Source organism: Zeaxanthinibacter enoshimensis (assembly GCF_004362865.1).
Classification (GTDB): domain Bacteria; phylum Bacteroidota; class Bacteroidia; order Flavobacteriales; family Flavobacteriaceae; genus Zeaxanthinibacter; species Zeaxanthinibacter enoshimensis.
The window spans coordinates 1-3,203 of sequence record NZ_SNYI01000007.1; the positions used below are offsets into that span (position 1 = coordinate 1).

At 38.6% G+C, this 3,203-nt stretch carries 4 protein-coding genes; all 4 read left to right on the plus strand.

The window, feature by feature from the left end; translation table 11 throughout:
- Window positions 1-384 precede the first annotated feature (384 nt).
- The 4 genes from CLV82_RS14585 to CLV82_RS14600 all read left to right on the plus strand — a co-directional run bounded on the left by CLV82_RS14585 (window position 385) and on the right by CLV82_RS14600 (window position 2,941).
- Window positions 385-627 carry a hypothetical protein gene (locus tag CLV82_RS14585; protein ID WP_133645099.1) on the plus strand — a complete coding sequence of 81 codons (243 nt, stop codon included), beginning with the start codon at window positions 385-387 and terminating at the stop codon, window positions 625-627.
- 213 nt (window positions 628-840) lie between these two features.
- A complete protein-coding gene (locus CLV82_RS14590; protein ID WP_166636723.1) occupies window positions 841-1,500 on the plus strand; it encodes a hypothetical protein in 660 nt (219 codons plus the stop codon).
- A 138-nt stretch (window positions 1,501-1,638) separates the two neighbouring features.
- A complete protein-coding gene (locus CLV82_RS14595; protein ID WP_133645101.1) occupies window positions 1,639-2,241 on the plus strand; it encodes a hypothetical protein in 603 nt (200 codons plus the stop codon).
- 268 nt (window positions 2,242-2,509) lie between these two features.
- On the plus strand, window positions 2,510-2,941 hold the full coding sequence (locus CLV82_RS14600) for a hypothetical protein (protein ID WP_133645102.1): 432 nt from the start codon (window positions 2,510-2,512) through the stop codon (window positions 2,939-2,941).
- Window positions 2,942-3,203 lie beyond the last annotated feature (262 nt).

Below are 3,203 nucleotides of genomic sequence, written 5' to 3' on the forward strand. Positions count from 1 at the left end.
TCGGAAGATAACTCCTTGTATGATCGCTTGGGCTAGCCAGGGGTCAGCTCCAAACAACTGTCCAATGTCGCTACGGCGCATAGCCCAGACCGTTGGGCGTAATTTTGGAGCACTCTTTGATACTCAATTTATATGAGGTTGCTATATCACTTTTTGCTGATCATTTCTTTGATCACATTATCGGCTAGCGCGCAAGAAAAATCGATTTCAAAGTTCGATCTTTATGGCTGTTGGGTAATGGAGCGTGCAGAAAAGGGTCAACAGCCTGATCAATTGCACTACAGTCCTTGTGATAGTGCAAATCCGGATCTCAGAATCAAGTCTTCCCTGATTGAGTTACAGGCATATAACCGATGTATAATCCAGGCCTTAATATTTAGTCCCATGAATTGTAATGGAAGGACTGAGACACTGCAGAGTACATGGTCTTATGATGAGAATACAGGTTTGGTGATCATTTATTACCCTGAAGATTATCTAGCGGAGTATTATGAACTTTTAAAAGAAGATTTTCCCGAGAAAGAATTTCCTATTCCCCCGGTGAAAGAGACTTTTAGAATTACCAGTATGAACGATGGGAAGTTGATAATTGATAAAACTACGCCCAACATCGGCTATGAGCCATAGCTTCCCTTCTGCACTCAAGAATATTTACTCTATATTTAAAAAATAAATAAAACGGTTATCGCTCTGCGAAAGCCAGCTGTTTGGAAAGGTCAAGGAATGGTGATATTGGGAAGATAACTCATTGTATGATCGCTTGGGCTAGCCAGGGGTCAGCTCCAAACAACTGTCCAAGTCGCTCCGGCGCATAGCCCTGACCGTTCTACGCAAGCTCTAATGAATTACACCGAATCACTTACTTATAAATTCATCGAAATAGAGAAAAGCCTAGTTGAACTACAATATCTGAGGACTGATCTAACCTATATCGCAAATCAGGATTCTATTTATTTCGAGAGTACCGTAAAGGATTCTTTTTTCTTTAAAAGAGTTTTTATCAATGGTACACGATTGGTTTTCATAAACCTTCACATGCTTCTAAATAAAAAAGAGGATTTTAGTATTTATAGCATCTTGGATTTCATTCAATCAAATTACCAGGCAATCGAATGGCATAGGGATTTTGACAAATACTTTTTAATATCCTTATATCAGAAGCTGGAGCACTTGGACATCAATATACTTGCAGAGCTTAAAACACTTCGAGATAAATATCTTGTTCACAACGATTCAAATAAAAAATCCTTCCCTGTCCGTATTGGATTAGAGGATGCATGGCATATTCTGGATTGTCTTAATGAAATATATGCTGCTATTAGGCTACGTTTCGACAATAGACAATTAATATTTGAGATTTATGGAGATAAACCTGTTGAAGTGATGAATCTTTATCGATATAAGAAAATTAGATCGTACAGTTTGGAACGAATTACTTCACCTTCATTACAGGATTTGAATAATATCAGGATGATTATAAAAGACAAGGAGCCAGCGTAGAACAACGGGTATGCCCAATAGCTAGCTCTCCCAATCCTATCGCATTTTTCCTCTATATTTAAATCCTGAACCTGGTAAGGCGCGGTGCCCCAGATCCGCTACTGCGCATACCCTAACACGTTGGGGCACATTATAAAAATGGAATTTACAGGAGTAACATACACAGGACTAAGTATTACAGACCAAGAAACTTTAGATAAACTACCAAATAACTTCTCAGACTTTTTCGGACAGGTTAACGGGATTATCGCATTTAACGGGGGACTGCACATCAGAGGTTGTGTCAATGCTCCTGACTGGCACTCAATAAAATACTATTGGACTGGAGAGGGAGCTCTTCACAAAAAATACGAGGAACTTGACGAACAGGACATACCATTTGGACAGGACTGCTTGGGTGATCAATTCCTGTTAAGGAATTTAACCGTACATCAATTAAGTGGAGAAACTGGAGACCTCGAAAACCTTGGGCTGACTTTCGAACAATTTATTTCCAACGCAATAGAAGATCCGATGAACTTTTTATCACTTCAACCGCTCCAGCAGTTTCTTAATCAGGGAGGCCACCTAACTCCTGGAGAATCGTTGAGTGTTTACCCACCTTTCTGCACAAAGGAATCAGCTAACGGAGTTAGTATTAAAAATGTTCCAACTAAAGAAAGAATTGATTTTCTTGCGAACTTCTATCAACAACTAAAAGATCTAGGAGAAGGTCAACAAATTCAGATTAAAATTAATTAAAACGTGCCCCAACATCGGCTATATGCCATAGCTTCCCTCCTACACTCAAGAATATTTACTCTATATTTAAAAAAATAAATAACTAGGTTAGCGTTATGCGATAGCCAGTTGTTTGGTAAGACCTGGGTATGGTGATCTTCGGAAGATAACTCCTTGTATGATCGCTTGGGCTAGCCAGTGGTCAGCTCCAAACAGCTGTCTGAAATCGCTACGGCGCATAGCCCTGACCGTTGTGTGTAATTTATGCAACCGAACGAAATCAAACTGAATGGGAATATTTGGAAACTTATTTGGAAGGAAAAAGTTAAAAACTACTGACTCGGATTTTGGGGTAATTGAGAGTTTCAGCACAAGAGGAAACGATGTAGGCTGGTTAATAAACAAGATTTATTTGAACTCTCAAATTGAAATACTAATTGCAGGAGACAAAGAAGGAATTGCTGAAAACCAAAAACGTATTTTACTCAACGCACTGAATAACGAAACGGAAATAAAATCTGAATCGGAAAAAGCTCTGAAGGAGCAATATTCAAATGCAAATATGGAATTCGAATCAGTCGAAAAGCATTTTGACTTAAAAGGAATTTCCGTGAGAAATGATGGATTTGAAATGGCTTTCCAACAAAGAAATGAACCATACTATTTCTTTAACGTCCATTTTGAGAATAATAAACAAGTTGGAGTTTCAATAGATGGATAAAGGCCAAAACTACACACAACAACGGGTATACCCAATAGCTGGCCCTCTCCTTCCTATCGCATTTTTCCTCTATATTTAAACTCTGAACTTGGTTAGGCGCGGTGCACCAGATCCGCTACTGCGCATACCCGTAACCGTTACCATACATTTTTAAATGACAACCATTCAGACCAATAATAGTTTTACCAAGCCTCACCTTTTTAAACGTTTTTTAGCTGGCCTTTTTGATTACATTCTAATTTGTTCATTTTTTATCATTATC

What these genes read in the sequence shown, in the direction of transcription:
- CLV82_RS14585 (WP_133645099.1), top strand. Translation starts at nt 385, where the DNA reads ATGAATTGTAATGGAAGGACTGAGACACTGCAGAGTACATGGTCTTAT.
- CLV82_RS14590 (WP_166636723.1), top strand. Translation starts at nt 841, where the DNA reads ATGAATTACACCGAATCACTTACTTATAAATTCATCGAAATAGAGAAA.
- CLV82_RS14600 (WP_133645102.1), top strand. Translation starts at nt 2,510, where the DNA reads ATGGGAATATTTGGAAACTTATTTGGAAGGAAAAAGTTAAAAACTACT.
- CLV82_RS14595 (WP_133645101.1), top strand. Translation starts at nt 1,639, where the DNA reads ATGGAATTTACAGGAGTAACATACACAGGACTAAGTATTACAGACCAA.